This window comes from Occultella glacieicola, assembly GCF_004353825.1.
In the GTDB taxonomy this organism is placed as follows: Bacteria; Actinomycetota; Actinomycetes; order Actinomycetales; family Beutenbergiaceae; genus Occultella; species Occultella glacieicola.
On record NZ_SMNA01000006.1, the window covers coordinates 132,747 to 158,227 of the forward strand.

Annotated in this window: 31 protein-coding genes; 15 read left to right on the plus strand and 16 right to left on the minus strand. The window is 69.3% G+C overall.

Going from position 1 to position 25,481, the window contains the following annotated elements; all coding sequences use genetic code 11:
- The first annotated feature begins 1 nt into the window (after nt 1).
- Nucleotides 2–526 (plus strand): glycine cleavage system protein R, encoded by a 525-nt coding sequence (locus EXU48_RS13380; protein WP_133108165.1) that lies wholly within the window; start codon nt 2–4, stop codon nt 524–526.
- Between the two features lie 5 nt (nt 527–531).
- On the opposite strand, the gene EXU48_RS24520 is transcribed toward EXU48_RS13380, so the two are convergent.
- Nucleotides 532–672 (minus strand): hypothetical protein, encoded by a 141-nt coding sequence (locus EXU48_RS24520; RefSeq protein WP_165962808.1) that lies wholly within the window; start codon nt 670–672, stop codon nt 532–534.
- A gap of 58 nt (nt 673–730) precedes the next feature.
- Here EXU48_RS24520 and EXU48_RS13385 point away from each other — a divergent pair, with 58 nt between their 5' ends.
- Nucleotides 731–1,342 (plus strand): AAA family ATPase, encoded by a 612-nt coding sequence (locus EXU48_RS13385; protein WP_133108166.1) that lies wholly within the window; start codon nt 731–733, stop codon nt 1,340–1,342.
- 77 nt (nt 1,343–1,419) lie between these two features.
- Complete coding sequence (locus EXU48_RS13390; protein ID WP_133108167.1) at nt 1,420–2,025, plus strand: dihydrofolate reductase family protein; 606 nt, start codon at nt 1,420–1,422, stop codon at nt 2,023–2,025.
- A 701-nt stretch (nt 2,026–2,726) separates the two neighbouring features.
- Here the strand turns inward: EXU48_RS13390 and EXU48_RS13395 are convergent.
- Entirely contained in the window at nt 2,727–2,957 is a 231-nt protein-coding gene (locus EXU48_RS13395) for a hypothetical protein (RefSeq protein WP_133108168.1), read from the minus strand.
- A gap of 240 nt (nt 2,958–3,197) precedes the next feature.
- A complete protein-coding gene (locus tag EXU48_RS13400; protein ID WP_133108169.1) occupies nt 3,198–3,767 on the minus strand; it encodes a hypothetical protein in 570 nt (189 codons plus the stop codon).
- A gap of 414 nt (nt 3,768–4,181) precedes the next feature.
- On the opposite strand from EXU48_RS13400, the gene EXU48_RS25340 reads away from it, so the two are divergent.
- Nucleotides 4,182–4,313 carry a hypothetical protein gene (locus EXU48_RS25340; RefSeq protein ID WP_268958169.1) on the plus strand — a complete coding sequence of 44 codons (132 nt, stop codon included), beginning with the start codon at nt 4,182–4,184 and terminating at the stop codon, nt 4,311–4,313.
- A gap of 28 nt (nt 4,314–4,341) precedes the next feature.
- On the opposite strand, the gene EXU48_RS13405 is transcribed toward EXU48_RS25340, so the two are convergent.
- Complete coding sequence (locus tag EXU48_RS13405; RefSeq protein WP_133108170.1) at nt 4,342–4,764, minus strand: hypothetical protein; 423 nt, start codon at nt 4,762–4,764, stop codon at nt 4,342–4,344.
- A 714-nt stretch (nt 4,765–5,478) separates the two neighbouring features.
- Between EXU48_RS13405 and EXU48_RS13410 the strand changes: the two genes are divergently transcribed.
- From EXU48_RS13410 to EXU48_RS13425, 4 genes are all read left to right on the plus strand, one after another.
- Nucleotides 5,479–5,718, plus strand: a complete 240-nt coding sequence (locus EXU48_RS13410) for an AbrB/MazE/SpoVT family DNA-binding domain-containing protein (RefSeq protein WP_133108171.1) — start codon at nt 5,479–5,481, stop codon at nt 5,716–5,718.
- The gene (locus EXU48_RS13415; RefSeq protein ID WP_133108172.1) at nt 5,715–6,125 is read left to right on the plus strand and encodes a PIN domain-containing protein; all 411 of its coding nucleotides are present in this window, start codon (nt 5,715–5,717) and stop codon (nt 6,123–6,125) included. Before EXU48_RS13410 ends, EXU48_RS13415 begins: the two co-directional genes overlap by 4 nt.
- A gap of 147 nt (nt 6,126–6,272) precedes the next feature.
- The gene (locus EXU48_RS13420) at nt 6,273–6,992 is read left to right on the plus strand and encodes a nucleotidyltransferase domain-containing protein (protein ID WP_133108173.1); all 720 of its coding nucleotides are present in this window, start codon (nt 6,273–6,275) and stop codon (nt 6,990–6,992) included.
- Between the two features lie 58 nt (nt 6,993–7,050).
- Entirely contained in the window at nt 7,051–7,455 is a 405-nt protein-coding gene (locus EXU48_RS13425) for a YunG family protein (RefSeq protein WP_133108174.1), read from the plus strand.
- Nucleotides 7,456–7,499: 44 nt separating this feature from the next.
- Here EXU48_RS13425 and EXU48_RS13430 read toward each other — a convergent pair whose 3' ends face one another.
- Nucleotides 7,500–8,318: a class I SAM-dependent methyltransferase gene (locus tag EXU48_RS13430; RefSeq protein WP_133108175.1), complete on the minus strand. Its 819-nt coding sequence runs from the start codon at nt 8,316–8,318 to the stop codon at nt 7,500–7,502.
- Nucleotides 8,319–8,626: 308 nt separating this feature from the next.
- Nucleotides 8,627–8,995, minus strand: coding sequence for a hypothetical protein (locus EXU48_RS13440; protein ID WP_133108176.1), 369 nt, complete (start codon nt 8,993–8,995; stop codon nt 8,627–8,629).
- 218 nt (nt 8,996–9,213) lie between these two features.
- Here EXU48_RS13440 and EXU48_RS13445 point away from each other — a divergent pair, with 218 nt between their 5' ends.
- The 3 genes from EXU48_RS13445 to EXU48_RS13450 are packed head-to-tail and all read left to right on the plus strand — an operon-like array spanning nt 9,214 to nt 10,357.
- On the plus strand, nt 9,214–9,828 hold the full coding sequence (locus EXU48_RS13445; protein WP_133108177.1) for a class I SAM-dependent methyltransferase: 615 nt from the start codon (nt 9,214–9,216) through the stop codon (nt 9,826–9,828).
- Between the two features lie 7 nt (nt 9,829–9,835).
- Nucleotides 9,836–9,991 carry a hypothetical protein gene (locus EXU48_RS24525; RefSeq protein WP_165962809.1) on the plus strand — a complete coding sequence of 52 codons (156 nt, stop codon included), beginning with the start codon at nt 9,836–9,838 and terminating at the stop codon, nt 9,989–9,991.
- 12 nt (nt 9,992–10,003) lie between these two features.
- Nucleotides 10,004–10,357: an iron chaperone gene (locus EXU48_RS13450; protein ID WP_133108178.1), complete on the plus strand. Its 354-nt coding sequence runs from the start codon at nt 10,004–10,006 to the stop codon at nt 10,355–10,357.
- A 24-nt stretch (nt 10,358–10,381) separates the two neighbouring features.
- On the opposite strand, the gene EXU48_RS13455 is transcribed toward EXU48_RS13450, so the two are convergent.
- Complete coding sequence (locus EXU48_RS13455) at nt 10,382–11,713, minus strand: VOC family protein (protein ID WP_133108179.1); 1,332 nt, start codon at nt 11,711–11,713, stop codon at nt 10,382–10,384.
- A gap of 28 nt (nt 11,714–11,741) precedes the next feature.
- On the opposite strand from EXU48_RS13455, the gene EXU48_RS13460 reads away from it, so the two are divergent.
- Entirely contained in the window at nt 11,742–12,326 is a 585-nt protein-coding gene (locus EXU48_RS13460) for a mycothiol transferase (RefSeq protein WP_133108180.1), read from the plus strand.
- A gap of 19 nt (nt 12,327–12,345) precedes the next feature.
- On the opposite strand, the gene EXU48_RS13465 is transcribed toward EXU48_RS13460, so the two are convergent.
- Entirely contained in the window at nt 12,346–13,302 is a 957-nt protein-coding gene (locus tag EXU48_RS13465; RefSeq protein WP_235857015.1) for a helix-turn-helix transcriptional regulator, read from the minus strand.
- 119 nt (nt 13,303–13,421) lie between these two features.
- On the opposite strand from EXU48_RS13465, the gene EXU48_RS13470 reads away from it, so the two are divergent.
- Entirely contained in the window at nt 13,422–13,793 is a 372-nt protein-coding gene (locus tag EXU48_RS13470) for a DUF1905 domain-containing protein (RefSeq protein WP_235857016.1), read from the plus strand.
- 15 nt (nt 13,794–13,808) lie between these two features.
- Here the strand turns inward: EXU48_RS13470 and EXU48_RS13475 are convergent, their stop codons facing one another.
- The 7 genes from EXU48_RS13475 to EXU48_RS13500 all read right to left on the minus strand — a co-directional run bounded on the left by EXU48_RS13475 (nt 13,809) and on the right by EXU48_RS13500 (nt 20,144).
- Nucleotides 13,809–15,218, minus strand: coding sequence for an MFS transporter (locus EXU48_RS13475; protein WP_133108182.1), 1,410 nt, complete (start codon nt 15,216–15,218; stop codon nt 13,809–13,811).
- Nucleotides 15,219–15,400: 182 nt separating this feature from the next.
- Nucleotides 15,401–15,823 carry a DUF2695 domain-containing protein gene (locus EXU48_RS25505; protein WP_407938737.1) on the minus strand — a complete coding sequence of 141 codons (423 nt, stop codon included), beginning with the start codon at nt 15,821–15,823 and terminating at the stop codon, nt 15,401–15,403.
- 78 nt (nt 15,824–15,901) lie between these two features.
- Nucleotides 15,902–16,522 (minus strand): L-threonylcarbamoyladenylate synthase, encoded by a 621-nt coding sequence (locus EXU48_RS13480; RefSeq protein WP_133108183.1) that lies wholly within the window; start codon nt 16,520–16,522, stop codon nt 15,902–15,904.
- A gap of 23 nt (nt 16,523–16,545) precedes the next feature.
- Entirely contained in the window at nt 16,546–17,397 is an 852-nt protein-coding gene (locus EXU48_RS13485; protein WP_133108184.1) for a class II fructose-bisphosphate aldolase, read from the minus strand.
- Entirely contained in the window at nt 17,384–18,340 is a 957-nt protein-coding gene (locus tag EXU48_RS13490; RefSeq protein ID WP_133108185.1) for a 1-phosphofructokinase family hexose kinase, read from the minus strand. Before EXU48_RS13490 ends, EXU48_RS13485 begins: the two co-directional genes overlap by 14 nt.
- Complete coding sequence (locus tag EXU48_RS13495; RefSeq protein WP_133108186.1) at nt 18,337–19,224, minus strand: ROK family protein; 888 nt, start codon at nt 19,222–19,224, stop codon at nt 18,337–18,339. The genes EXU48_RS13490 and EXU48_RS13495 overlap by 4 nt, the downstream gene beginning before the upstream one ends.
- Nucleotides 19,225–19,226: 2 nt before the next feature.
- Nucleotides 19,227–20,144 (minus strand): SIS domain-containing protein, encoded by a 918-nt coding sequence (locus EXU48_RS13500; RefSeq protein WP_133108187.1) that lies wholly within the window; start codon nt 20,142–20,144, stop codon nt 19,227–19,229.
- Between the two features lie 147 nt (nt 20,145–20,291).
- Between EXU48_RS13500 and EXU48_RS13505 the strand changes: the two genes are divergently transcribed.
- Both EXU48_RS13505 and EXU48_RS13510 read left to right on the plus strand, forming a co-directional pair.
- Complete coding sequence (locus EXU48_RS13505; RefSeq protein ID WP_133108188.1) at nt 20,292–21,077, plus strand: DeoR/GlpR family DNA-binding transcription regulator; 786 nt, start codon at nt 20,292–20,294, stop codon at nt 21,075–21,077.
- 67 nt (nt 21,078–21,144) lie between these two features.
- Nucleotides 21,145–21,939 carry a class I SAM-dependent methyltransferase gene (locus EXU48_RS13510; protein WP_133108189.1) on the plus strand — a complete coding sequence of 265 codons (795 nt, stop codon included), beginning with the start codon at nt 21,145–21,147 and terminating at the stop codon, nt 21,937–21,939.
- A 60-nt stretch (nt 21,940–21,999) separates the two neighbouring features.
- Here the strand turns inward: EXU48_RS13510 and EXU48_RS13515 are convergent, their stop codons facing one another.
- Nucleotides 22,000–25,398 (minus strand): pyruvate carboxylase, encoded by a 3,399-nt coding sequence (locus EXU48_RS13515; RefSeq protein ID WP_133108190.1) that lies wholly within the window; start codon nt 25,396–25,398, stop codon nt 22,000–22,002.
- Nucleotides 25,399–25,481 lie beyond the last annotated feature (83 nt).

Below are 25,481 nucleotides of genomic sequence, written 5' to 3' on the forward strand. Positions count from 1 at the left end.
CATGACGCAACTGGTGCTGACGGCGGTCGGGGATGATCGCGAGGGCTTGGTCTCAGCCTTGGCGGGAACTGTCGAGACCCACGGCGGGAACTGGCTCGACAGCCAACTCTCCCGCCTGGCCGGCAAGTTCGCCGGGATCGTGCTCGTCGAGCTGCCGGCCGAGGGCGTCGCCGAGTTCACCTCCGCCTGCGCACGTCTGCGGCAGGAGATCGGCTGGAATGTCGAGGTGAGCCCCGTGGGGAGCGGGGGAGTGGAGGGCTCCGAGGTCCGGATGCACCTGGTCGGACTGGACCGTCCCGGGATGGTCCGACAGGTGACGGCCGCTCTCGCCGAGCAGCATGTGAGCATCCGCGAACTTCGTTCGTGGACCCCTGACGCGCCGCAGGGCGGTGGATCGTTGTTCGAGGCCGACGCCGTCATCACGCTCGCCAACGACGTGCACCTCGATGTGGTGCGCCGGGCACTCGAGCCGATCGCCGACGAACTCATGGTCGACCTGGACCTGAGCGACCCGGACGGTCAGTAGTGCCTCTAGAGGCGAGGACGCAACTCGGCGCGGACCTCATCGCTGTTCTCCGGTGTGACCTTCCAGCGGCTGGAGTCGGTGTCCTCGAAGATGACCTTGTACTGTCCGACCGCGCGGTCGAACTGGACGAGAAGGTTCTCCGGCAACGCCTCGCCCGGCGAGGTGGCACCACGTCACGCGTGTCCTCTATCGACGGGTGATCTGATGCTGCTGTCACTGACGGGCGCCAGCGGAGCGGGAAAGTCGACGACGCTGGCGTACCTCGCCGAGGTGGAGTGGCATCAGAGCGTGACCTGTCTCGAGTTCGACTCGGTCGGCGTACCTCCGGATGCCGACACGGCCTGGCGGCACGCTGTGACCGAGCAGTGGGTCCAGCGAGCCCTGGCTGCCCAGGACGAGGGCCGCCACACGCTCTTGTGCGGTCAGGTTCCGATCGGCGAACTGCTGGCCGTGCCGTCGGCCGATCGCCTCGATGGCATCGCCGCCTGCGTGCTGCACTGCTCACCGGAGGTGAGGCGCGCCCGACTGAGTCAGCGACACGAGCCCGAGGACACCATCGGACACCACGTTGCGTTCGGGGAGTGGTTCCACGGACATGCCTTGGATCCGACCCACCGCCCCGAGGTCATCGTCGGTGACAGTCCCACCCCGATGCGATGGGAGCGGTGGACGCAATGGTCCGGAGGCGACCCGCGCTGGCCCGTCCACGTCATCGACACGGACGGATCCACACCGGAGCAGGTGGCTCACGAAGTGGTGGGGTGGGCACGTGAGGCGCTCGCCAACGGCGGTCTGCGACTCACGGCGCAGGAGTGAGTCTGCGCCGGCGCGGCCGATGAGTTCGTGGCTCCTGGCCGGTCCAACTGTGTGACACCCGCAGAAAGGACACCGCCATGTCGGAGCTTCTCGTCGATTTCATCACCTCGCTCGACGGCTACGCGTCGGGGCAGGGCTGGCCCGGGTTCTGGGGCCTCGAAGGACCGGAGTACCTCGCGTGGCTCGGCGAGCAACCCGAGGTCACCTACCTGATGGGAGCGAACACCTACCGACTGATGTCGGGCTTCTCAGCCGGCGAGGTCCCGGATGGGCTGGACGAGTTCAGGCCTGAGGAAGAGGCGTCCGTGGACGAACTCACGCGCGCGTCCAAGGTGGTGTTCTCGTCCTCACTCCAGGAGCCACTGACCTGGGCCAATTCCAGGCTCGTCCGTGACGACGCCGTCGAGGCGGTCCGCGTCATGAAGTCCACCGGCTCGGGTCTCCTCAGCACGATCGGCAGCCTCAGCCTGTGCCGGTCCCTGCTACGAGCCGGACTCGTCGACCGTTTCCGGGTCGTGATGTTCCCGGTGATCACCGGCGCCACGGGCGCGGAACGCATCTACGACGGGTATCCGGACATCGCCCTCGAGATGATCGAGCACCGCACCTTCGACGGCCGCACCCAACTTGTCGAGTATTCGCCCCGCGTGCTCGAGCACCCGCCGCTCGGCGCTCCGGCGTGACGCGAAGCGCTCTTCCCGGCGTCGAACGCCTGCTCGCCAACACCGGTTGAAACGAGTTCGCATCATCGCTCCCGGCCCAACCTTCCTAATTGGCAGGGGCAGGAGGCGGTGAGCCGGGAACTGGCAGGCCGGGCGTGTTCACCTGAGCTCCGAGGAAAGGCGGGCGTCTCGGCCAGCGCTCGGTGCCACAAACCCTGAGGCTCGCAGTCTCGGCGCATGTCTGCGAACCGGTCCCCCGGGGGGCGGCAGTGCGGAATGCCGACGTTGTGCTAAAGCGAATCACTCAGTTTGAACGAGCCGAATGTCAGTGTTGACGGGGTTGTCGACGGCAAGATTCTAGTATCGCGCAGTTGTCACTGCAGTTGGGGTCAGCGGTAGTCGTATTGAATGTACGTGCTCATTGAAGGCGCCACCGTGGCACCCGCAGCCAATTCGATGTCTACATCCGTCGGTCGCAGGCCCTGCTGCGGCTTGCTCTTGGATTACGCCATCGACGATGGATGATACGCCGAATGCGGATTGGAGCCAATTGAGAACCAGCAATGAAACGAGGACGGTTTCAGTCAATGGAACGAGCTGCGCATTGTACACGCCGCCAATAGGTACCACCGGGGGCACATGGTCGAGGATTCTGGGTGACGCGACTCGACGTGGCACTCGCACGTCAATATTCGCGCGAGTGTCGCGTTCGCGAAGAAGGATCAAGTCAGCCAGATCAGTCCGATTTTACCCTGAGAATTTGAAATCTTCAGTGCGATCGATACTTCAGAACCAGCACGGGCTCGAGTGTCCCCCCATGAAACGGCTTCAACGAAGGCCACGGCACTCAGGTCGTATGCGGTGAAAGTTCCCTTGAAGTCGACAAACACGCGATAATCTGCTGTCGCGCTCTCCCAGGAAGTGTCCCGCGGGTCGACGACCATTGCCTCCATGCGGCGATGCTAGCCCAACTGGCCGCGTCGCACGGGGTGCGGATCGGGCCAGCCTGTCTGCCACCGGCCGTTGCTGAATGGCATCGACTGCGTCATCCCGGCACCGGTTCTTGCATCAGATGCAACTCGCGCTAGAAAACTGGCAGGAACGGGAGTTGCTGAGCCGGAGTACGAAGGTCGGCCGAGCCCTGGCATGACAAGAGGAGATTCGGGCTGCGCGTGGTTGACCCCGAGAGTGCCTCATCGGGTGCCCCGGACCAAGGTCACACGGTCGGGCTTCCCGAGGCCTGCAATCTGGACCCAGCCGCCATCGTTGACAAAGCCTTTCGCGACAAGCTTGGCTTCTAGTCCCCGCGGCGCCCAGTCGCCTCGGTACATCTGGGCCAGCCTTTCTCCTGTGTCCTCGAAGAGGTGGCAAGTCGCGTAGACCTTGCGTCGGTGCAGCCACTCGTGGAGTACAACGGGCCGACGGGCGTAGGTGGTGAGCAGCTCGCATCCTCGGGCAGCGAGCTCGCGCGGGTCACCCTCTAGAACGAATCCATCGCGAGTTGGTGTAGGCGGGAAGGAGGAGCGATCGTGGACGCTGATCCGGTCTCCTCGCAGTTGGTTGCCCCGGAGCTCCAGACCGACATTCACTAGGGCGACCTCAGGCGCGTCGACGTCCAGTGCGACTAGGAGGGCATCGTCGCCGAAACCAGCGCAGTACGGGCGAAGACGGCCGTCGAGTAGGTCCCGAAGGGCGGCCAGGAAACTGAGTTGGAATGAGGTGAGCTCCTCATCGCCCAACTCGAAGTACGCGCGGTCGTCCATCCTGCGCACGCTAGTTGAACGGGAAGTCCCTTGCACTCCTGGAGGGGGTCCCACCGCCTGTTCTGTCATGACCGGGGACGGTGCAACAGCGGAGTCGGCAGTTGTTCCGTGCTATTTCTTCTTCGTCCTGCACGCCGTTCGAGTCAGGCCAGCTCGCGCTTCGCCGCGACGTGTTGGGAGTACACGCTCGTGGAGCCGATCGCATGCCGCTCGATCGTGGACGGGTGGTAGCCGAGCGCGTCGGCGATGATCGGCACTGGCCCAAGTCTGATCAGCTCGCGCGTGTCCCTAGCCGGGCTGCGCGCGTGCTGAAGACGGACTTGAACCTGCTTCGCAGGCTGGAGCCGTGGATGTGCCCTGCCGGGGGAGCCGGGTACGCCCAGTTGCTGTGACGGCGCAGCCGAGGCCGTCCAGGTGCTGCGCTCGTTCGTGGAGATGCCGTACGCCGCCGCCTTCGTCGACGGCGACTACTTCCTCGAGAACCAAGCCGATCCATTTCTTGACGGAGGCACAGCCGGGGCCGAACTCTCTGACTTCGCGCGTTGACTCGACGCTTGTCGATTGAGTGGAGGTGTCATCCTTGCGGTAGGTCGGCTATCACAACAAATTCCTTGGCCTTCGGAGGACAGAGGGCGTCAGCGACTGCGCCACACTCTGTGTCCGTGGGCAAACCCACCTCGCGCTGCGTCTCATCAACCTCAAGACTCCAACACACGACAGCCCAATGAATCGCCCCGGTAACACCGTCAATCTGGCCGTAACTGGCAGACGCAAACTCAAGCAGAGTGCGGTCACCAACCGCTTCAATCGATGCAATCCATGTATTATCGTCGCTCCTCGCGCCTGCAAGTTGCTCCGCATCAGCATTGACGTAGTCAGTCTCAGCACAGCCGCTCAATGACTCCGCCAGATCATTGCTCGGATCCACGACGCCTATCTCCGACTGAACGCAGCCAAGGGCCTGGTAGTACTCTGCGCCCAGGCTGGCGACCGCCAACGTGCGAGCTTCCTCCCGATTCGACGGGCCACAAGCAGTTGTCGCGGACGTGAGGATGCCGAGGCTAGTAGCCAATGCTAAGCAGCGCCTCATCGAATACTTCCGCATATAGACTCGTTCCCAGTTGGTTCGGGTGCATAGATATTGTCGAGACGAACTCCGCGTCCGGGCGTTCCGACGAGGTGCAATCCATTGATTCCTGGTTCTACATCGCACGCATCATGTCCAGTAAAGTTATCGATAGTTGAAGCAGACGTCAACCGCGGGTCTACGATGTCTTCAACCGTCTCTTCCATCACGCCGGCAAGCTCCACCGATAGTGAGTTCAGCCGTGGGACGCTAGTTGTGGTCAGAGGCGTCAGGTCGTCGCGACGTGGCAGGGTTTCGTGCTCGACCATCAGGCCCCAGACGTAGTTGCGCGGTAGAGCTCGTCGCAGCTACTTCTACTCCTGGTGCTGCCTCGCCGATAATGTACATTATGTCATTTCATCCTCGTGTTGGAGCTCATGAATCGCCTCAGCCCCCGGACGGCAGCCAGTCGTAGCTGAGCCCGAACGGCGTGTGGTACGCCGACGTTCCGGTACCAGCCATCGTCCGGATGCGGTCGGCGAGCGTCCCCCGCTCGGTCTCCACCAGCCGCGTCCCGGCCCTCCCCGTCGATGTGCTCGGCCGTGACGAAGGCCACGAATGGGATGCAAGTGGTAGCCTAATCCCATGAAGGCGACGATCGATTCCGGCGGCCGTCTCTTGCTACCCAAGGCGCTACGAGATGCGCTAGGGCTGACACCTGGTACGACAGTCGACATCTCCGTATACGGCTCGGGTGTGCAGGTCGTACCCGGCGGCCGTACGGCGAGGCTTGAGCGCGATGCCGATGGGCGACTGGTAGCGACGAGCGAGACTGCGGTCACCGACGATGAGATGTTCGCGCTCATCGACTCGGGTCGTCGGTGAGCGCCACGGCGGTTGACACCAGCGTGGCGGTTCCCCTGTTGGTGTCCTCGCATACCGCCCACGCGGCCGTGAGCGCGTGGGCCAAGAATCGGCTGCTGGTGCTGAGTGGCCATGCGCTCGCTGAAACGTACTCGGTGCTGACACGACTCCCGGGTGATGCACGGGTGGAGCCCGCGGATGCGGTGACGTTGATCGACGAGGCCTTTGGCGATGCTGTCGCGCTCAACGTGGCGTCGTTCCGCGATATTCATCGGGAGCTGGCCAGCCGCGGTGTCGCCGGCGGTGCCGTCTATGACGGCTTGGTCGGTGCCGCCGCATGTGAAGAGGGGCTGACGCTAGCGACGCGTGACGCCCGGGCGCGTGGAACCTACGAGGCTGTCGGCGCACGTGTCGAGATCGTTGCCTGACAGCCGATCGGTACAGCCATGGCCTGCGGGAACGCCGTGCGGCGCACCTGGACTCCTCCTCCCGTAGGGCCGGCGGACACCCGGGGCACGGGGCCTTGGCTCTGAACTGCCCAGATTCGGCGCTGCAGGCGATGGCAGACTGACGCGATGATCGACCTTCGGCGTCGTGCGCAAGCCTTCGTGCGAGAGGAATACCCCGTTGCTCGGGTGGCGTTCCTGGGAGGCAGTTCTGCGACCGGCCAGGCGACGAACAGTTCAGATCTTGACGTCCTGGTGATCCTGCCTGCGGACTGGGATGAGGTTTCCTTCGTGGAGACGACGACCTTCGACGGGCAACATGTCGAGGCGTTCGTCTACGGAGTGCCCGCGCTGGAGCGTTGGCTGGCCAAGGGCCGCGCGGAGCGTCGCCCTGTCCTGGATCGACTCATCGGGCACGGTATCCCCCTCGTGGGCGAACCGCTGGCTCGGGATCTGCAAGCACGCTCCCAAGCAGTCCTGGCGGCAGGCCCCGAACCGCTTGCAGAGTCGGAGCTCGCGCTGAGGCGCTACGCGCTCTCGGCGACTCTCGATGACCTGGCCGACGCTGCCGGGACGGCCGAGGAGTTCGTGCTGGCGTCCACGGCGTGGCGGGAAGCCTCTGAGCTCTCGCTCGTGACCGACAGGGGCTGGCTTGGGACCGGGAAGTGGCTCATGCGGGAGCTGCTGTCGAACGACGACCCGTACGGTCTTGCGGCGTGGGCGTCGACGGCAGCCCGGCACCCAGCCGCCTTCGCCGAGCTGAACAAACTCTGCTCCGAGGTTCTCCTCGCTGCGGGAGGCTACCTTCAGTCGGGATTCCGCCGAGGCAGCCGCCCGCACGGACTCTAGGAACTGCGCGGCCGCGTCCAGGACCACTCCCCCGCCTTCCAGACACAAGGATGGGCCCATGCCGAGATACAGCCTGGTTCAGGTGAGAGAGGCGCTGGAGTCGTCGTGGGAACCCGCAACTGCCTACCTCGAGGCACATCAGCCCGGCAATCCGTCGCTAGGTCAGTGCTACCCCACCTCGCGCGTCCTTCAGCTGCTGTTTCCCGAGTTCGAGATCGTCGAAGGCCAGGTGTGGACCGGCGAGCAGGAGGAGAAGCACTTCTGGAACCTGCTGCCGACCGAACTCGGCGTCGTGCACATCGACCTGACCTGGCAGCAGTTCGCCCACGGCTCCGTCGTGCGCCACTGGCGCGCGCGAGATCGAGACGGCCTCGACGACGGTGCCGATACCGTCCGTCGGGTCGACCGACTCCTCGAATCAGTGCATGCCCATCTGCGGTCCGAGAGGCAGGGTCACCCGTAGGTCCGCGGGTCGCATCAGCGGTTCGTCCCGGCCGGATCGCACCACTAATCCGCCGGACGTTCGGGCAGGGCCCGCAGTTTGAAGATCAGGATGCCGAGGTACTTGTTCATCCACTCCTGCTTATGCGGATGGCGACGTCGGGCCTCCTCCGACAGTTGCGGCTCGCTCGCGGTCTCGACCCAGAGCCCTGCCGCGCCGAACACGTTGAGCAGATCGGAGATGGTGTACGTGCGCTTCGTGAGCGCGATCTGCTCGTTCCAGGCGGTCCGGTAGGTGTACGACTTCGTCGAGAAGTACTCCTCGCCGAGCGACGTTCCGTTCTGTTCGGCTCGTTCGAGGGCGTATCGGATCGGCTGGGTCCTGGTCAGCACGATGAAACCGTCGTCGGTCAGCATCGCCCGCGCTGTTTGAAGGGTCCGGACCGGATCGGTCGCATACCCGAATGACTGCAGGAACAGGATCCGGTCGAACCTGCGTCCGGCAAGCACCGGTATCGACGCGAGCTCGTTCACGTCGCCCTGGACGAGTTCCAGTCCGGGGCGCGCCGCACTGACGAAGTTGCCGCTGACGTCGATCCCCACGGCGGCGGATGCACCATCTCGGGCCAGCTGAGCGAGCTTGGCGCCATTACCGCACCCAAGATCGAGCACCGATCGTCCGGTGACATCGCCCAGAACCTCTCGCTGGGCGGGCCACTCGACAAGACGATCGAGTGAGTCCTCCCGGCTGCGCGCCTGCTCGTAGTAGGGCGCAAGGTCGGACCACGCCTGGCCCGCACCCCCAGCACCGTTCACGTCAGAGCCCGCCGCTTTCGAAGAATCGCCTGCCGGTGACACGAGACCGACGATAGCCGTCGGGGCCATGAGCCCTTGACCTCGTACCGCGCCAGGACGATGTCGTCGGGAAACCTGCGGGTCTCAACCAACGTCAGGTTCACCCAGTGGTCCAGCGCCGTGCAGAACGGCGTGCCGCCGCCCGGCCCCGATGCGATCCGGTAGTACCCGGGCTGGTGCCGGAAGGTGGCGTCCTGCCGATCACCCGGAAGGCGCCGATCCGCCGGTCGCCCGAGACGTCGGGATTGCGGAAGTGAGCCAGGACGGCGTCCGCCTCGGTGCGCGCGAGCGGTTTGGTCCGGTGTGGAGTGCCGCGCCACCCGCCGACCTCGTCGTGATCAGCCCCCGATCGGGGTGCCGACCCAGGAGGTGCCGTCCACGACGTCGCCGTCCGCGTCGATCAACAGGATCCGGAAGTTGACGTTGTACCGCTCGGCGAGGTCGTAGTCGCGTACCTCCCACGTGTTGCTGCCGGAGAACACGAACTCGCCCGAACGCCCGTAGTCGGTCTCCCACTGCAGCATCGGGGTCAGCCCGTCGACCTGGGTGTCGGAGAGCGCGAACGTGTCGCCGTAGCTTTCGAAGCAGGCCGTGGCGACCTCGATCTCGAGGCACTGGTCGGCCGCGCTCGCCGGGACCGCCGTGGTCGCGGCGACCGCTGCGGCGACGCCCATCGTGGCAAGGCTCCCGGCGGCTGCCCGGCGCATCGTCCTTCGTACTGTCCTTCGCATGTTGGTCCTCTCGGTGACGAGATCCTCCGAGCGATCCACGTTCGCGGCCACCCGGACGTGCCCAGCCAGCGCGCGCAGGTCGCACCGCGTCCCGATACCTACTTTCGGCGGGGATCGGGCCCTCCGAGGTCGAATGTGTCCCGGCACGCCGTCGTCCGTGAGCGTTTCCGCACGTCCCGGTAGGCTGAGTCCCGATGGCAACCGACTCCCGTGCCCGCGCAGACCGTGACCGGTGGGACGCGGTCGCAGGCACCTACGCCGAGACCGTCGGCGGTCGAACCGACTCCTTCTACCGCCGGTTCGCACCGTTCCTCGCCGACGAACTCGGCGACCCGAGCGGCCAGCGGATCTGGGATCTCGGCTGCGGCCATGGATGGCTCAGCGCCCTGCTGGCGGCCGACGGTGCGGTGGTCGACGGCGTCGATGGCAGCGCGGCACTGATCGAGACCGCTCGGGCGAGGCATCCGGACCTCCGCTTCGAGGTTCGGGATCTGGCGACCGAGTTCGCTGCGGATCCCGACGGCTACGACGCGATCGTCTGCCACATGGTCCTGATGGACCTTCCCGTTCTGGATCCCCTCGTGGACGCTGTGTCGAGGGCATTGCGTCCGGGCGGGCGTTTCGTGTTCTCGATCCTGCACCCGGCCTTCTTCAACCAGGCGCCCTCCCCCAGCGGCGACGCACCCCCGTGGTCCCGCTCGGTCACCGGCTACCGGGAACGGGCGCAGTGGTGGGTCGAGTCGTTCGGCGGGCACCGGCACTATCACCGGCCCCCTGGAGGACTACGTCGACGTGCTGTCGCGGCATAGACTTCTGGTGCGCAGGCTGGCCGAGCCGGCGACGTTGCCACGTCACGAGCTGCCCGAATCCGAATGGAACGACTACGAGCGATGGTTCGCCAGCATCCCCACGATGTTGGCGATCTCGGCGGTGCCGTCGAGCCACGCACCCTCCGGTGCCGGCATCGCGTGACAGGATGACCCGATGGGCACCGTCGATGATCAGCTGTCCGGACTGGACCCCGCCGACCGGGTGTCGATCGAGCGCATCTACGAGATCGCGCGCGAGGTGGTGCCGGACGCCGAGCAGGGCCTCGGATACGGGATGCCTGCGCTGATCCATCGCGGCAGGCCCCTGGTGTCGGTCCAACGCACCAAGAGGCACATCGGCGTGTATCCGTTCAGCCCGGAAGCCGTGTCCGCGGTGGCGCCAGCACTGGCGGGACATCCCGGGATCGGGCTCGACAAGGGCACCATCCGCTACCAGCCCGCCCACCCGCTGCCGGACGAGATCGTCGAGACCCTGGTGCGCGCACGCCGGGCGCAGATCGAGTCCTGACGGCCGCGCGGTGGGGGCTCCGGATCAGGCGCTGTCGGTGCGCAGCGTGAGCTCGTTCCCCTCCGGGTCCGCGACCGTCCATCGGCCGGGAGCCTCGCCGACGAGCCGGCCGCCGGCGGCGGTCGCGTCCTCGAGCCGGGCCGGGGCCAGGTCGTCCGGTACGAACAGCTCGAGGTGGAGTCGGTCCCGCTGACGCAGCCGATCCTCCTCGCTCGCGTCGATGTCCTGGAAGAACAGGACCGGGTTGAGCCGGCGCGGGTCGTAGATGTCGGTGAGGTGCGCGCGTGGGTCCAGTCGGTAGCCGAGGGCCGCCGTCCAGAACGCCCGCGTGGCGGGGATGTCGACGGCGTCGATGCCGTACTGCACGAACCCCACCTGGTCGGGGGCGGCGCTCAGCCCGAGGCCGCGTGCCGCGGCCTGGATCGCGGCGGCGAGCTCGATGAACGCCGCGCGAGTCCCGCCGTCGGCGTCCTCGAACTGGTCCTTGCCGCTGTCGATCGTGACGCCGTCGGGCCGCAGATCCACGAGCAGCGGTTCGCCGGCCTCGTCGGCGAGGGTGGCGACGATCGTGGCGAGTGCGCTCCCCTGTGCCAGCGAGTCGGTGCGGTAGTGCGTCATCGCCCCGAAGATCGCCCGCCAGTCGGAGGTCTCGGGACCGTCGCCGAGGTTGCCACCGGGAACCAGGTCGACCACGTTGCCGTCGGGGTCGGCGAGCGCGAGGCCGAAGGGACCGTGGGGCACCTGCCCGGTTGCCTCGCGGGCGGCAGTCACCGACTCGGCGACGCGGACGACATCGACGTGCATGCGATTGCGCAAGGGCCGCGGCGGGTCCTGCGGTACGAACGAGACGGCCGGCCAACGTCCGAGCCGGTCGATCAAAGTGTCCCCGCAATCGGCCCCGTAGCCGAGCACGCTGCGCCAGAACGGCAACACGGCCGTACGGTCCGACGCGTCGATGACGAGCCGGACCACTTGGAGTGCCGCCGGGTCGGCCACCAGGGCGAGGTCCCGAGCCGCCGCCGAGACCGCCCGGACGACCTCGAGGTCCTCGCCGGTGATTGCCCCTCCCTGCGCCCCGAGGCGAACGCGCACTCCCCCGGCCCGCAGGTCGATCGCCGCCGGGGCGCCCGCCGCTACGCGCGTGATCCGCGCGACCAGCTCCGCCCCTGCTGACGTGGTCGGCGCCTCGAACCAGGCGCTCGGCTGACCGGCCACGAGCCGCCAGTCCGGTGTGCCGGCCAGGTCGGGCACCTGACTCGCAGTGGATCGGGTCATCATCGTCTCCCGGTGTGAGTTCCTGTCGGCAGAGACCGTCGTCACGTCCCGCTCACCGTAGGCGATGTTACGGACGGTCACCGTCCGGAACCCTCCGTACGGTGCGGGCATGAGACCCGATGAGTACCCCTGGGAGCCGCCGCTCGCCGGCACCGAGTCCGAGCACCTGCTCGGCACCCTGACCCGGTTGCGCACCACCTTCCGGTGGAAGGCCGACGGTCTCGACGATGCCGGCCTCGTGCACCGGATCCCGTCCTCGACGCTCACCCTCGGCGGGCTGCTCAAGCACCTCGCCGCCGACGAGGACTCGATGTTCACCACGAAGCTCACGGGCGAACCCATCGGGGAGCCGTGGGAGTCGCTCTGGCCCAGCGGGGCCGAGTACCACGCGTTCACGCTCGATCCCACCGGCCACTCCCCCGATGAGCTCTACGCTCTCTGGGACGGGGCAGTGGCCAGGTCGGATGCCAGGATCGCGGCCGCGCTCGAACGTGGTGGCCTCGATCAGGCTACGGCGCTGAACGACGGCGAGGGACACCACGCGAGTCTGCGCCGGCTCCTGCTCGACCTGATCGAGGAGTACGGGCGCCACACCGGTCACGCGGACCTGCTCCGCGAGGCGCTCGACGGTCGCGTCGGCGAGGATCCACCGGCCGGGTGGCGGCCGGTCAGTGGTCGCTCGCCGATACGGTGACCGACCGCGCACCGGCCGGTCAGGCGCCGGCGTCGAGAAGTCGCTGCCCGATCGTCCGGCAGGCGGCGCGGAGTGCTTCCGAGCCGACGACGCGGAACGGCACCGGCAGTTCGGCGAGCTCCGCGGCGTACCACGTGGGGTCACTGGTGCTGCCCACGAGGGAGGTCCGAGCATCCCCGACCGCGTCGAGCCGGCCGAGGGAACGCGGCACCCAGGGCCGGATCTGCGCCAGCGGCGCTTCGATCAGCACCTCGGCCTCGTACTCCCAGCCGACCGCGAGATGCTCCTCAAGGGCGGCCACCGGGTCGAGGTCGGCAGGACGGACGAACAGGTCCGCGAGCGTCTCCACGGCGAGGATCCGGTCGATCCGGTAAGCCCGCTGGGCCTCCGCCCGGTGCGAGTGGCAGAGCAGGTACCAGCGCCCGTGCCGCACGACGACAGCCCAGGGATCGACTTCGCTGGACCACTGCGAGCCTGCCTCGGAGCGGTACTCCATCCGGATCCGACGCTGCTGTGAGGTGGCCTGGACCAGTGCGCTGGTGGTGCCCGGGTCCGGGCGGGCCGCCGCCCGGTCCGGTGCCGCCGCGGCGCTGCGCCGCACCTGCTCCGCCTGGGCGGCGACCGACTCCGGCAGGGCGCGCATGATCTTCCCGACGGCGCTGCCCACCGGGGCGGTCGGGTCGCCGGCGTCGTGGTGTCCGTCGAGCACCGCCATGACCAGGGCGAGCACCTCGGTGGCGGTGAACGTCAGGGGCGGGAGCCGCACGCCCCGTCCGATCCGGTACCCGCCGTACGGTCCACGGCTCGACTCGATCGGGATGCTCGCCTCGCGCAGGATCGTCACGTACCGGCGCGCGGCCCGCTCGCTCACGCCGAGGCGCTCCCCCAACCGTTCAGCGCTGATACCGGGGTTCCCCTGGATCAGCTCGAGCGCCAGGAGCGCCCGCGCCGTGGGACTGTCGACGTCGCCGTTCACCCGGGCTCCCGTGCTCGCTCGAACTTCCGCTCCGGACCGTGTTCCGGATGCACACCATCCGGAATGCACCCTATCCTCGCGAGGGCATGCCGCCGAAGCCCTGACGGAGGGAACGAGACGTGGGTCGACCAGGATGGGCATCGTCGCCGGGTGGTCCGGGCGCGCCCGACATCGACGACGGGCCCGCCACCCCGGACCTCGAGGTCACCGGTGAGATCTGGTACTGGCGCGGACCCTCGCCGTTCCACTTCGTCACCGTCGACGAGGAGGGGGCCGAGTTCCTCCTCGAGATCATGCGCGAGGTCACCTACGGCTGGGGCATGATCCCGGTCCGCGCACGCATCGGGGACACCACCTACACGACCTCCCTGTTCCCGAAGAACGGCGGCTACATCGTGCCGATCAAGGATGCCGTCCGACGTGCCGAGGACCTCGAGGACGGCGATGTGGTCACGATCAGTCTCACCGTGACCTCCTCGCGCCCACGCTGAGCCTCGAGCCGACACTCACCCGTCCGAAGCGCCCGCGAAGCACTCCTGCTCCGTCTCCGGACCGGCCTGCGCGACACAGGTCCCGGACGGTGCGACATCCTCGGATCCGGCCTCCGCCGCGGCCGCGTCGGTGACGTCCAGGGGGTTCGTCAGCTCGTCCTGCGGCAGTCGCGCGATCAGGATCGCCGCCACCGCGAAGATGACGGGCAGCACCCCGGCAGCGATGAATGTGGCCCGCAGCCCGACCAGGTCCGCGACGGGACCCGCCAGCGCCATCGAGACCGGCATCAGCGAGATCGAGACGAAGAAGTCCAGGCTCGAGACGCGGCCGAGGAGGTGCGGCGGTACCCGGCGCTGCAGCAGCGTGCCCCAGATCACCAACGGAGCCGAGAAGAGCGCACCGAGCACCGTCGCGGCCAGGATGATCTGCCAGACCGCCGTCGCATAGGCCATCGCCACGAAGGGCAGGCTGCCGACGCCCCAGAGCAGGATCATCACCGTGAGGTAGCGGCGAGGCAGCCGCCGCGAGGCCATCACCAGCGAGCCGACGGCCCCGCCGAGGCCGAACCCCGCCAGCACGAGGGCATGATCACCGGCCCCGCCGCCCAGCCGGTCCTTGATCAGGAACGGGATCAGGACCTCCAGCGGGCCCATCATCACCAGGATCATCAGGGAGGCGAACAGGAGCGTGGCGAGCAGCCACGGCGTGACCAGGAAGTAGCGGAAGCCCTCGGCGATGTCGGTGAACATGGTCCGTACCGGGTGCGCGCGGGCAACGTCGGAGCCGTCGGGACGCTCCCGGCGCACCGGCGTGAGTGGCACCGCGGCGAGCGCGACGAGCCCGAGGAGACCGCTCAGGGCGGCCAGGGCCATCGCCGCGCCCGGCGACGCGACCCCGATCACCACGCCCGCCAGCGCGGGCCCGGCCGCCTGCTGCAGCGACGGACGGAGCATGCCCTCGAACCCGTTCACGGCGAGGAGCTCCTCCGGCGGCACCAGGGCAGGTAGCCAGGCTGAGTAGGCAGGGTAGTAGAACGCCATCGCGGCCCCGCCGAGGAAGGCGATCACCGCCAGGTGCCACAGCTGGGTCTGCCCGGTGATGCCGAGGAGTGCGGCGGCGGCGAACAGGAGCACGTGGGCGGTCTCGACGCCGAGCAGGATGAGCTTCTGCGGCACCCGGTCCGCGACCACCCCTCCGGCCAGCGCCGGCACGATCGTCCCGATCGCCGCGCACATGGTGACCACGGACAGGTCCCGCGCGTCGCCGTCGATCCGGATGACCTCCCAGACCAACGCGACCATCCAGAGACCGCTCATGATCAGCGAGAAGAACAGCGCCAGGCCGAGCCGCCGGTACGCGGAGTGCCGGAACGGGCTCAACGCACGGGGCAGTCGTCGGGTGGTGATCGATCGTTTCTGCGACATCTCGGGGATCTCTCTGGCTCGTTGAGCGGGGTTGGCGCACCCGGGCCGTAGGCCCGGGGACGCCGGTCTGGTGCACGTCGACAGCAGGACAGACCCGCAGGCCCCGACGAACTCATCGGCGGCCATGGAGGGCCCGGCGCTTCCGGCTCACCCCCAGGCTCGGCCCTCAACCATGGTTGAGGTCAAGCAGAATCCCGGCGCCGTTGCCAGATCCTGCACGGGGCGCAGGCTCTCGATGCTTCCGGCGCTCCGGTGGGACGATCCAGCTCCGGGCACCCGCGATCGGGGTCGGGCCAGGCGGGACGCCCCGTCGGAGCCTCGATCACAGGCTCCCACCCGGACCAGAACAGGTCACAGTCGCACGGCGGCACCGACCGGACCACCCCCGACGACTCCCCGTGCGGCCCGGTCAGCTCCGTGCGGAGCGACGCCCCGGGCCCGAGCTGCGCCGCCCACCGACGAACCCACCGCGACGTCCCGTCGCAGTCGAAGTTCGTGAGCATCCGCTGCACGTAACACAGCGCGCACTCCCCCGGCCGCACCGCCGTCAGCGCTTGCGACAAGCGAGCGAGCTCGCCCTCCAACTGCTGCACATGCGTGATCATCAGCCCTCCAGAACCTCGTGATACCGATGTTCGAGAGGGTGGCAGGGACCTACGACATCCGGGTCATCGACAGGGAGATCACTCGAACGGGCTGGGGTCACCGGCCCCGTAGCGGGCGATCTCGGCATAGCCCTCGGACAGGTCCACCACCGTGGTGGGGACCTCGCCGCACTCCCCCGAGTCGATCACCGCGTCGAGTGCATGGTCGAGCTCATCCTTGATCTGCCAGCCATCGGTCATCGGCTCGTCCTGCCCGGGGAGCAGCAGCGTCGAGGAGACCAGCGGTTCGCCCAGCTCGGCGAGCAGTGCCTGCGCCACCGGGTGGTCCGGGATCCGAACGCCCACGGTCTTCTTCTTCGGGTGCAGGAGGCGTCGCGGCACCTCCTTCGTGGCGGGCAGGATGAATGTGTAACTGCCTGGGGTGGCCGCCTTCACGGCCCGGAAGACCGCATTGTCCACGTGCACGAACTGCCCGAGCTGGGCGAAGTCCGCGCACATGATGGTGAAGTGGTGCTTGTCGTCCAGGCGCCGAAGGGCGACGATCCGGTCCTTCGCGTGCTGGTTGCCCAGGGCGGCACCGAGCGCGTAGCAGGAGTCAGTGGGGTAGGCGATCAGACCACCCGCCTGAATGATCTCCACGGCCTGCCGGATCAGCCGCGGCTGCGGGTTGACCGGGTGGACGTCGAAGTACTTGGCCATCCACCGAGCCTAATGCGCCCGGTTCAGCCCCGCACCGGTGCCGGTGCCGCATACCAGGCCAGCAGCCGGACCACCTCCGCGCTGATCGCGGCGTTGCCGGCCTGGAACCACTTGCGGGTGTCCACGACCTCCATGTTCTCGATCAGGTAGTCACGCACGCTCGTGGTGAAGATCTTGTTGAGGTGCGTGGCCACGTTGATCTTGGTCATGCCGGCGGCGATCGCGTCCCGCATACCGTCGTCGCTGACCCCGGACGACCCGTGCAGCACCAGGGGCACGTCCACGCACGCCGCGATGGAGGAGATCAGCTCCAGGTCGAGCTGGGCGCCCCGGGTGGTCATCGCGTGGGAGGAGCCGACGGCGACGGCGAGCAGGTCCACCCCGGTCTCCGCGACGAAGGTCGCGGCCGCCTCGGGGTCGGTGCGCGCGGACGGGTCGTGCACGCCGTTCTTGCCTCCGACCTCGCCGAGTTCGGCCTCGACCGAGACGCCGCGGGAGTGGGCGTGCTCCACCACGGCCTTCGTGGTCGCCCGGTTCAGGTCGTCGGGAAGGTTCGACCCGTCGTACATGACCGAGGTGAAGCCCAGGTTGATCGCGTCCTGGACCAGGTCCACATCTTCGGCATGGTCCAGGTGCACCACCACGGGCACCTCGGCCGCGCGGGCCACGGCGAGCACTCCGGCGCCGATCGGAGCGAGCGCGCCGTGGTACTTCACGGCGTTCTGGCTGACCTGCAGCACGATCGGGCGCCCCGCCTCCGCCGCGGCCCCGACGAACGCCTCGGCGTGGTCCAGATGCACCACATTGAACGCTCCAAGTCCCGACCGTTCGGCCTTGCACGCATCGGCCACGCTGGTCAGATCAACGAGTGGCATGGGTCTCCTTCACATCCGTACGAGCAAGCAGGCGCTGATAGGTGGGGACGTCGAAGTCGCCGGCCACGGGGGCCATGACGGCCGCTCCCGAGAGCGCGACGACGTCGTGCAGTCTAGGTGCGACGGAACTCACGGCGTCACCATCGGGTCGGTGGTTGGAGCCCAGCGCGAGGCTGATCGCGGCCACGGCCGCGTCCCCCGCCCCGGTCGGGTTGCCGGTCAGCACCTCGGGTGGCGCCGCCGTCCAGATCTGCCGAACCCCTTCGACGTCACCCACGGCCACCACGCCCGCTTCGCCGAGGGAGACCACCACGAGGCCGGCGCCCCGGTCGAGCAGCGCTCCGGCGGCCGCCCGCACGTCCGTGACCTGTGTGGCGGCGCGCAGTTCCTCGGCGTTCGGCTTGAGGACGTCGGCACCCGCATCGGCCGCGGCGAGGAGCGTCGGGCCGGACGTGTCGACCACCACCCGGACGTCCATCTCGACGGCGTCCCGTACCAGCGACGCGACCGCGTCCGGTGGGGTGCCCGGCGGGGTCGAGCCGCTGATCACCAGCACGTCGCCGGGGCTCATCAGCGTGGCCACGACGTCGGCCAGCGACCGCCAGTCGGCAGCCGACACTTGCGGTCCCGGTTCGTTCAGGACGGTCGCTCCGGAGTCGTCCACGACGGTCACCGTGGTCCGGGTCGGGCCCTGGACCGGCAGGAACTCGTGACGGATCCCGGCGCGGTCGAGCAGCTCGCGGATCTCGGCACCGGTGCTGCCGCCGAGGAAACCGACGCACACCGGGTCCTCGCCGAGCGCTCTCAACACCCGCGCCACGTTCACACCCTTGCCGCCGGCCGATCGGCCGACGATCCCGACCCGGTGGGACTCGCCGGGCCGCAGTGCCGTCGTGCGGTAGGTGACATCGAGCGCGGGGTTGGCAGTGACGGTCAGGATCACGGCTCCACTCCCTCCTCGGCCCACGACGTCGACAGGCCCATGGCGAATGCCCCGGCCCCGAGACACCCTGCCCAGGGTCCGAGCCTAGCCGCAATCACCCCGCTCGCGGGACGCTCGCCCAGCCTTCTCGTGATCGCCTCGCGCAGCGGTCCGAACACGGACTCGCCACCACCGGCGAGGCCGCCCCCGACCACGATCGGGACCGGGCCGAGGAGGGCGACCGCGTCGGCGAGTGCCGGGCCCAGCGCGTCCATCCCGTCGCCGAGGACGGCGATGGCGTCGAGGTCGCCGCCGTCCGCGGCCTCGACCACCGCGTCGGCGCCATCGACCGCCACGCCGGCGCGCGCGGCGTACCGCCTGGCGATACCGGCCGCGGAGGCGACGGACTCGAGCACCACCGGTCCCCCGCCGTCGGGATCGGAGACGGTCAGCATGCCGATCTCGCCGGCCCACCCCGTGCCGCGCACCCGACCGTCGAGCACGAGGGCGGCGGCGATGCCGGTGCCGACCGGCACGAACAGCAGGTCACCGCCAACACCCCAGACGGACTCCGCCAGCGCGCCGGCCCGGACATCGTGGCCGAACGTCACGTCGCGGCCCAGGTCCTCGACGAGCAGGGTCCGCAACGGCACGTCCCGCCAGCCGAGATTGACCGAGAGCACCGCGGTGCCGGTTGCCTCGTCGACGATGCCGGGCACGACCACCCCGACGGCGTCGCCTGGCTCGGCGAGTTCGCGCACCAGGGTGCCGATCGCCTCGACCAGTGCGGGGATGTCGCGCGGTGTGGGCACCCGTCGTGCCCGGGTCAGTTGCCCGGTGGCGTCGACGCGGCCCGCCTTGATAGTGGTGCCGCCGACGTCGACGGCGACGGCGTGCGCGGGCATGCTCAGTGGGCGCCGGTGTCGAGGATCACCGAGCGGGTCAGGTTGCGCGGTGTGTCCGGATCCAGGCCCCTCGCCTCGGCGCGGGCGACGGCGAGGCGGTGCAGCAGGACCAGGTGGGCGAGCGGGTCGAGATCACTGGTGACCAGGGTCGCGCCGGTGGCCGCGACGTCGTCGGCGAGACCCGCCGGGATCGGCCCGAACACCCAGACCAGCCGGCCGGGCTGGGCGATCGAGATCGGTCCGTGCCGGTACTCCATGGCCGGGTAGGACTCGGTCCAGAACTGGCTCGACTCCCGCATCTTGAGGGCGGCCTCGTGGGCCAGGCCGATGGTCCAGCCGGTGCCGAGGAACGTGATCTGGTCGGCGTCGATCCAGGCTTGCGGGATCTCGGCGGCGAGTGCGGCCTCGGCGTCGGCGGGCACCGTCTCGAGGGTGTCAGCGCCCAGTGCGCTCGCGCGCAGCAGGAGCAGGGCGGTCGTGGCGAACCGGGTCTGTACCACCGACTCCTCGTCGGCGAATCCGAGCACGATCTCGTGGTCGGCCACGGCAGCGGCGGGCCCGCCGGCCACGGCCGTGAGGAGTACCGACGGGCTGCTCGAGGCAGCGAGCACGTCGACGATCTCGGTGGTGGTGCCGGACCTGGAGATGGTCACGATCCGGTCGTAGGCCCGGCCGGCCGGGAACTCGGTCGCGGTGAAGGCGTCGGTGACCCCCTGTCCGGCCCGCTCCCGCAGCACGGCGTAGGACTGGGCCACGAACCACGAGGTGCCGCAACCGATCACGGCGACCCGCTCGCCGGCGCTCGGCAGGCCATCGAGCCCGTCGGCGGCGGCCCCGGTCCCGACGGCTGGCGGCAGGAGCCGCAGCGCCGCGCGCCAGACCTCGGGCTGCGAAGCGACCTCGTTCGCGGTGTGGTTCATTCCGGGGTCCTCTCGTTGGGTGGCGATGACGTATGGTGACGACTATAGGGGTGTTCCGCGCACGAATCATCACCGGGTGCCCGCTCGCGAGTGGAACGGTCGGCGCCGTCGGCGCGGCCGGGTGGTCAGCATCGACGGAGGTCTCGGATGGAACGGCACGAGCGACTGGGTTCGCTGCTCGAACTCGTCGTGCGGCGCGAGCACGTGCGCATCGAGGACGTCACCAAGGAACTCGGCGTCTCCCCCGCCACCGTGCGCCGCGACCTGGACACCCTCGCCCAGCAGCAGCTGATCACCCGCACCCGCGGCGGCGCCGCCGCCGGCCCGGGCTCCGGTGACCTGCCGCTGCGGTACCGGGCCGCCCGGCAGGGTGACCAGAAGGAACGTATCGCCCGGGCCGCGGCGGCTCTGGTCGGGCCCGGCGAGGTGGTCGGGCTGAACGGCGGCACCACCACCACGGAGGTGGCCCGGGAACTCGCGGTCCATCCCGGCCTACCCGGCGATGACCGCTCCAGACCCCTGGTGATCGTGACGAATGCCGTGAACATCGCGAACGAACTGGCTGTGCGGCCGCACCTGCGGGTGGTGGTCACCGGTGGTGTGGTCCGGCCACACAGCTACGAACTGACCGGTCCCCTCGCCAGCCCCCTGCTCGGGCAGGTGAGCCTGGACGTGCTCTTCCTCGGGGTGGATGCCTTCGATCCCGACGCCGGTGCGAGCGCCATGGACGAGGGCGAGGCGAGCACGAACGCCGCCCTCGCCGAGCGCGCGGCCCGGGTCGTGGTGGTGGCCGACTCCACCAAGCTCGGGCGCAGCGCGTTCGTGCGGATCCTGCCGACCTCCCGGGTGCACGCCCTGATCACGGACACCGGCGCGGACCCGAACCTGGTCGCGGCGTTCGACGTGGCGGGCGTCGAGGTCATCCGGGTCTGACCGCCGTTCCCGGACCCCGCGCGGATAACCCCTTGGCCGAGGGGTTCCGACTCGGCAGGCTGGACCCATGGCTTCCGGTACCGATCAGGCCCAGCGTTCCTTCGAGGATCTCCTCGCCGAGGGCGAGGCCGTCGACGTCTCCGGCTGGGACTTCTCCTGGTTCGCCGGGCGGGCCACCGAGGAACGCCCGCCATGGGGGTACGCCCGGCTGGTCTCGCAGCGGATGGCCGGCGCCCGCGCCGGGCTGGACCTGCAGACCGGTGGCGGCGAGGTGCTCGCGACGATCGAGCGTCCGCCGCCGGTCCTGCGGGCCACGGAGTCGTGGCCGCCGAACCTGCCGCTCGCCCGCGCCGCGCTCGCTCCCCTCGGCGGGCAGGTTCTCGAAGCGCCCGACGCCGGCCCCCTTCCGTTCGCGGACGCCAGCTTCGACCTGGTCACAGCTCGGCTGCCCGTGGTCACGCCGTGGCCCGAGATCGGACGGGTTCTTGCCCCGGGCGGCACGTTCCTGGCTCAGGAGGTCGGGCCGGGCTCGAACATCGAGCTGTCCCGGGCGATGCTCGGGGGTCATCTGAAGCCGGGTGGTCGTTTCCCCGCCGACGCGGTCGCGGCCGCCGAGGCGGCCGGGCTGGAGGTCGTGGACCTGCGCGAGGCGCGACTGGTCATGGAGTTCTTCGACGTGGCCGCGGTCGTGGTGTTCCTGCGGAAGGTCGTGTGGACCGTGCCCGACTTCAACGTGGCGCGATTCCGGCCTCAGTTGCGCGCCGTCCACGACGGCATCCGGGCCACCGGCTCGTTCGTCTGCCACCCGACCCGGTTCCTGATCGAGGCACGTCGACCCGAACGGACCGGGGACGGGACCTGACCCAGCCTGTCGGTGCCGGTTCCGCGCCGGCTTGAGAGTGTTCCGGTCCGCCGACCCCGACTAGGCGACCACCATGACGAGGTCCCCGCCGTCCACCTGCCGGGCCGTGGGACTCGGCACCCGCTGCACCGTCCCGGCGACCGGTGTCGTGATCGCGGCCTCCATCTTCATCGCCTCGATGGTCGCGACGGTCTGGCCAGCCGCCACGGCGTCGCCCTCGGACACCACCGGCGTGACCGACCCGGCGAACGGGGCCGCCACCTGACCCGGGACGCTCGGATCCGCCCTCTCGGCCGCGACCGCGGTGACCTCGGCGGAGAGGTCACGCACCTGGACCGGCCGCAGGTGGTTGTTCAGGGTGGTCATCACGGTCCTGATGCCCCGCTCATCCGGTTCGGAGACGGCCTCAAGCCCCACGAGCAGCCGTACGCCACGCTCCATCGTGACCTCGACCTCGCTCGCGGCGTCGAGACCGTACAGGTAGTCGGAGGTACGGATCACGGAGATGTCGCCGTACTCGGACCGGCTGGCGGCGAAGTCCTTGGCCGGTCCCGGGAACAGCAGTTCGCTCAGCCGCGTCCGTCGCCGCGTGGAATCGGCGGCGAGCTCGGTCCGGTCCGCCTCGGTCAACGGCACCGGCTGGCGCTTGGGTCCGCGCCCGGCGAGCGCCTTGGTCCGGAACGGCTCGGGCCAGCCGCCCGGCGGGTCGCCCAGCTCCCCGTGCAGGAACGCGACCACGGAGTCCGGCAGGTCGAACCGACCGGGCTCGGCCTCGAAGGCCCCCGGGTCCGCGCCGGTCGCGACCAGCTGCAGGGCGAGGTCGCCGACCACCTTCGACGACGGGGTGACCTTCACCAGGTGCCCGAGGATCCGGTCCGCGGCCGCATACATCGCCTCGATCTGCTCGAACCGGTCTCCCAAGCCCAGCGCGATCGCCTGCTGACGCAGGTTGGACAACTGCCCACCGGGGATCTCGTGCTCGTAGACACGACCGGTGGGCGCCCGCAGCCCCGACTCGAACGGTGCATAGAGCGCGCGCACGGCCTCCCAGTACGGCTCCAGGTCGGTGACCGCGCGCAGGTCGAGCTCGGGCGCCCGTTCGGTGTGCTCGAGCGCGGCCACGAGCGCCGACGCCGGCACCTGACTGGTGGTACCGGCCATCGGTGCGCTGGCCACGTCGACCGCGTCCACGCCGGCCGCGATCGCGGCCATCAGGGTCGCGAGCTGGCCGCCCGCGGTGTCGTGGGTGTGCAGGTGCACGGGTAGGTCGAACCGCTCACGGAGGGCCCGCACCAGCGTGGCCGCGGCGGCCGGCCGGAGCAGACCGGCCATGTCCTTGATCGCGAGCACGTGCGCACCGGCCCCGACGATCCGTTCGGCCAGGCGCAGGTAGTAGTCCAGCGTGTACAGCCGTTCACCGGGGTCGCTGAGGTTGCCCGTGTAGCACAGGGCCACCTCGGCCAGCGCCGGCGTCTCGCGCACCGCCGCGATCGCGGGGGTCATCTGGGCGACGTCGTTGAGGGCGTCGAAGATCCGGAAGATCGAGATGCCGGTCTCCGCCGCCTCCCGCACGAACGCGTCGGTGACCTCGGTCGGGTACGGGGTGTAGCCGACGGTGTTGCGTCCGCGCAGCAACATCTGCAGGTTGATGTTCGGCGCGGCCTCGCTCAGTGCCGCGAGCCGCTCCCAGGGGTCCTCGCCGAGGAACCGCAGCGCGACGTCGTAGGTGGCCCCGCCCCAGGCCTCGATCGAGAGCAGACCGGGCGTCGTCCGGGCCACGTGCGGCGCGACCGCGACCAGGTCGGTGGTGCGCACCCGGGTCGCCAGCAGCGACTGGTGCGCGTCCCGGAACGTGGTGTCGGTGACCGCGACCGCCGTCTGCTCCCGGAGGGCTCGCGCGAAGGCGTCCGGTCCCAGCTCGGCCAGTCGCGCACGAGAGCCCGACGGCGGTGCCTCGCCGAGGTCGGTGCCGGGCAGTTTTGCGGCCGGTTCGAGCAGGGCGTCCGGCCGGGTGCCGTAGGGCTGGTTCACCGTGACGTGGGCCAGGAACGTGAGCAGCTTGGAACCGCGGTCACCACTCACCCGTGGGGTCAGCAGCCCGGGCCGCTCAGCGATGAACGAGGTGTCCACCCGGCCCTCGATGAAGTCCGGGTCGTTCAGGACCGCCTGCAGGAACGGGATGTTCGTCCGGACGCCACGGATGCGGAACTCCGCCAGCGCCCGACGTGCCCGTCGGGTCGCGACCGCGAAGCTCGAGCCGCGGCAGGTCAGCTTCACCAACATCGAGTCGAAGTGGCCGGTGATCTCGGCGCCCGCGTGCGCCGTGGCCCCGTCCAGCCGGACCCCGGCCCCGCCGGGCGACCGATAGGCGGTCATCCGGCCGGTGTCCGGGCGGAACCCATCGGCCGGATCCTCGGTGGTGATACGGCACTGCAGCGCGAACCCGTTGACCCGCACCCCCTCCTGGGTGATGCCGAGGTCGGCGAGACTGTCCCCGGCGGCGATCCGCATCTGAGCGGACACCAGGTCGATGTCCGTGACCTCCTCGGTCACGGTGTGCTCGACCTGGATCCGTGGGTTCATCTCGATGAAGACGTGCTCGCCGGCCCGCTCCCCCTCGGTGTCCAGGAGGAACTCGACGGTACCGGCATTGACGTACCCGATCGCCTTCGCGAACGCCACGGCGTCCGCGCAGAGTCGCTCACGGGTCGCAGGATCGAGATTCGGGGCAGGTGCCATCTCGATGACCTTCTGGTGGCGGCGTTGGACCGAGCAGTCCCGCTCGAACAGGTGCACCACCTCCCCGGTGCTGTCCGCGAGGATCTGTACCTCGATGTGCCGAGGACGCAGGACCGCGCGCTCGAGGAAGACCGTGGGGTCGCCGAAGGCGGCGTCCGCCTCCCGCATCGCGGCGGCGAGGGCATCCGGCAGGTCCGCGGGCGCCTCCACCCTGCGCATGCCCCGGCCGCCACCGCCCGCGACCGCCTTCACGAACACCGGGAACCCGATCTCGTCCGCGGCGGCGAGCAATGCGTCGGGATCCCCCGAGGGCTCACTCGACGGCAGCACCGGGATACCCGCCGCGCGCGCCGCATGCAGCGCCGTCACCTTGTTCCCGGCCATCTCGAGAACGTCGGCGGGCGGCCCGACGAAACTGATCCCGGCGGCCGCTGCGGCGCGCGCCAGCTCGGGATTCTCGGAGAGGAAGCCGTACCCGGGGTAGATGGCGTCCGCCTTCGACTCCTTCGCGACCCGGAGGATCTCGTCGATGTCCAGGTAGGCCCGGACCGGGTGGTCCTGCTCACCGATCAGGTACGCCTCGTCCGCCTTCAGCCGGTGCTCTGAGGCCCGGTCCTCGTAGGGGAAGACCGCCACGGTGCGGGCGCCGAGTTCATAGGCGGCGCGGAAGGCGCGGACGGCGATCTCGGCGCGGTTGGCCACGAGGACGGTCGAGAACATGCAGGCTCCCAGGGGTGTGCGGGGGTGTGCGCGAACAGCACGCTACCGTGCGCGGCCGACCTGGCCGGACGGCGTCCACGACG

Excerpts from the sequence above, each read along its gene's own strand:
- EXU48_RS13515 (WP_133108190.1), bottom strand. The coding sequence starts at position 25,398 with ATGTTCTCGACCGTCCTCGTGGCCAACCGCGCCGAGATCGCCGTCCGC.
- EXU48_RS13385 (WP_133108166.1), top strand. The coding sequence starts at position 731 with ATGCTGCTGTCACTGACGGGCGCCAGCGGAGCGGGAAAGTCGACGACG.
- EXU48_RS13505 (WP_133108188.1), top strand. The coding sequence starts at position 20,292 with ATGGAACGGCACGAGCGACTGGGTTCGCTGCTCGAACTCGTCGTGCGG.
- EXU48_RS13460 (WP_133108180.1), top strand. The coding sequence starts at position 11,742 with ATGAGACCCGATGAGTACCCCTGGGAGCCGCCGCTCGCCGGCACCGAG.
- EXU48_RS13395 (WP_133108168.1), bottom strand. The coding sequence starts at position 2,957 with ATGGAGGCAATGGTCGTCGACCCGCGGGACACTTCCTGGGAGAGCGCG.
- EXU48_RS25505 (WP_407938737.1), bottom strand. The coding sequence starts at position 15,823 with ATGATCACGCATGTGCAGCAGTTGGAGGGCGAGCTCGCTCGCTTGTCG.
- EXU48_RS13475 (WP_133108182.1), bottom strand. The coding sequence starts at position 15,218 with ATGTCGCAGAAACGATCGATCACCACCCGACGACTGCCCCGTGCGTTG.
- EXU48_RS13485 (WP_133108184.1), bottom strand. The coding sequence starts at position 17,397 with ATGCCACTCGTTGATCTGACCAGCGTGGCCGATGCGTGCAAGGCCGAA.
- EXU48_RS13410 (WP_133108171.1), top strand. The coding sequence starts at position 5,479 with ATGAAGGCGACGATCGATTCCGGCGGCCGTCTCTTGCTACCCAAGGCG.
- EXU48_RS13440 (WP_133108176.1), bottom strand. The coding sequence starts at position 8,995 with ATGCGCCGGGCAGCCGCCGGGAGCCTTGCCACGATGGGCGTCGCCGCA.
- EXU48_RS13445 (WP_133108177.1), top strand. The coding sequence starts at position 9,214 with ATGGCAACCGACTCCCGTGCCCGCGCAGACCGTGACCGGTGGGACGCG.
- EXU48_RS13425 (WP_133108174.1), top strand. The coding sequence starts at position 7,051 with ATGCCGAGATACAGCCTGGTTCAGGTGAGAGAGGCGCTGGAGTCGTCG.
- EXU48_RS13380 (WP_133108165.1), top strand. The coding sequence starts at position 2 with ATGACGCAACTGGTGCTGACGGCGGTCGGGGATGATCGCGAGGGCTTG.
- EXU48_RS13400 (WP_133108169.1), bottom strand. The coding sequence starts at position 3,767 with ATGGACGACCGCGCGTACTTCGAGTTGGGCGATGAGGAGCTCACCTCA.
- EXU48_RS13420 (WP_133108173.1), top strand. The coding sequence starts at position 6,273 with ATGATCGACCTTCGGCGTCGTGCGCAAGCCTTCGTGCGAGAGGAATAC.
- EXU48_RS13495 (WP_133108186.1), bottom strand. The coding sequence starts at position 19,224 with ATGCCCGCGCACGCCGTCGCCGTCGACGTCGGCGGCACCACTATCAAG.
- EXU48_RS13500 (WP_133108187.1), bottom strand. The coding sequence starts at position 20,144 with ATGAACCACACCGCGAACGAGGTCGCTTCGCAGCCCGAGGTCTGGCGC.
- EXU48_RS13390 (WP_133108167.1), top strand. The coding sequence starts at position 1,420 with ATGTCGGAGCTTCTCGTCGATTTCATCACCTCGCTCGACGGCTACGCG.
- EXU48_RS13480 (WP_133108183.1), bottom strand. The coding sequence starts at position 16,522 with ATGGCCAAGTACTTCGACGTCCACCCGGTCAACCCGCAGCCGCGGCTG.
- EXU48_RS13450 (WP_133108178.1), top strand. The coding sequence starts at position 10,004 with ATGGGCACCGTCGATGATCAGCTGTCCGGACTGGACCCCGCCGACCGG.
- EXU48_RS13430 (WP_133108175.1), bottom strand. The coding sequence starts at position 8,318 with ATGGCCCCGACGGCTATCGTCGGTCTCGTGTCACCGGCAGGCGATTCT.
- EXU48_RS13510 (WP_133108189.1), top strand. The coding sequence starts at position 21,145 with ATGGCTTCCGGTACCGATCAGGCCCAGCGTTCCTTCGAGGATCTCCTC.